We start from the raw sequence: 1,478 nt of genomic DNA on the forward strand, positions 1-1,478 counted from the left end.
ACAAGGCTTGGGGTGAAGTTCGCGAGGAACGCTCGGACTGGGCCAAGCAGCACGGCCTGGGCAACCCGATTCGCTTCCAAGGGCAGTACCACGATCATGAGACGGGGTTACACTACAACCGAAATCGGTACTACGACCCTAAAACGGGACGGTTTATCGGTCAGGACCCAATTCGTTACTCCGGGGGGTTGAATCTATTTGCATATGCGGCTAACCCTATTGAGTGGGTTGACCCACTTGGGCTGGCTAAAAAGCCTCCATCAGCATTTGCAAAAACTGATGGGCAGGGAGTAAGCCCTAAAGTCATAGAGCAGAGCAAGCAGGATGGCGGCCACCGACGTGGTCAAGATCGGGTGCGCGATGGGCTTATTGCTGATGCAGATGAAAATAATAATGGCATCTATACCTGCTGGAGGTGTGGCCATAGTTCTACAAATCCATCTGATATGCACCTTGGCCATACAAATATTCCCACATCCAAAGGGGGGAATTTGGCACCATGTAATACTGCTTTGGAAGGGGCGTCCTGCAACTTGAGTGCTGGAAATAGTGGTTATGTGAAAGAAGGGATGTCCTGTGTCGAAAGAGGAAGCTGTGGAGCGCCTTATGGAAGGTAAAGAAGAATTTTCTGTGATCAAGGTTTTTGTCTCGAACAGGAAAGGCCCCGTCTACGAGGAACTTCCTGCTCTTAGAAAGGGAGAGCATGTTTATGAGCTTTTATCATCTCCTGGGCTGGCATTGAATCTCGCAAAGGGAGATCTGATTGATATAAAAGACTCAAGCTCTCCTGCGGTAGTGTTGAAAAGGGGGGGTAATTTTTGCATTAATTTATATGCGGATAATATTGAGGCGGACAAAATATCTAAGCTTGAACATGAAGTGAATATCTTGTTGGGCGGCACGCTTGATGGAGTGTACCGAGGGAACTTGGCGTTTAGTATTCCTGCAAGAAGTGGGAGAGATAAAATTAGAGAGGTATTTAATCGGTTTAAAGAAGAGACTGGTATTGAGTGGTACTATTCTAATATTTACAAAAATTTCAATGATCTTGATGATGATACATTGCTTGATTGGTGGCTTGATAGTTAAGTTATTTGTTTTCGCATAAGTTATGGATTCGGTTGTTTGGGTGGCGTTATTTTGCTGTCGGTAAGTAGCTTTCGTCGGAGGCCTTCGAGAACGCCTTTGGCGCGTTGAGCAACGCCTACTCGGCAATGGGCAAAGGCGCGGCCAACACGCTGATGAGCAATGCCGTGCCCACCCGGGTGCAGACAGAAGTGCTGGCCTACACCAAGCAATTCCGCACCTTGGCGCCGCAAATGAGCGCCAAGCTGATGAGCCTGGGTAGCACGGCCAACAAGGACTCGATCAAGAACATGCTGCTGGTGCTGCACAACAACAGCGTGAAGTGGCACCTGCGCAACCCCAAGGCCTTGCCCACGGTGGTCAAGCAGGACAAAGTCACCGAAGCCAAGCAC

General features: G+C 49.0%; 3 protein-coding genes. All 3 read left to right on the forward strand.

Annotation, left to right across the window (positions count from 1 at the left end):
- Window positions 1-617, forward strand: a 617-nt coding sequence (locus NJG22_RS24615) for an RHS repeat-associated core domain-containing protein (RefSeq protein WP_290445529.1), incomplete at its 5' end; no start/stop codon positions are given.
- On the forward strand, window positions 607-1,089 hold the full coding sequence (locus NJG22_RS24375) for a DUF4265 domain-containing protein (RefSeq protein WP_253098480.1): 483 nt from the start codon (window positions 607-609) through the stop codon (window positions 1,087-1,089). The genes NJG22_RS24615 and NJG22_RS24375, both read left to right, overlap by 11 nt.
- A 104-nt stretch (window positions 1,090-1,193) precedes the next feature.
- On the forward strand, window positions 1,194-1,478 hold a 285-nt coding region (locus NJG22_RS24380), incomplete at its 3' end, for a hypothetical protein (protein WP_253098482.1).

Origin of the sequence: Pseudomonas sp. VA159-2, from assembly GCF_024126635.1 — a bacterium.
Taxonomy (GTDB): domain Bacteria; phylum Pseudomonadota; class Gammaproteobacteria; order Pseudomonadales; family Pseudomonadaceae; genus Aquipseudomonas; species Aquipseudomonas muyukensis.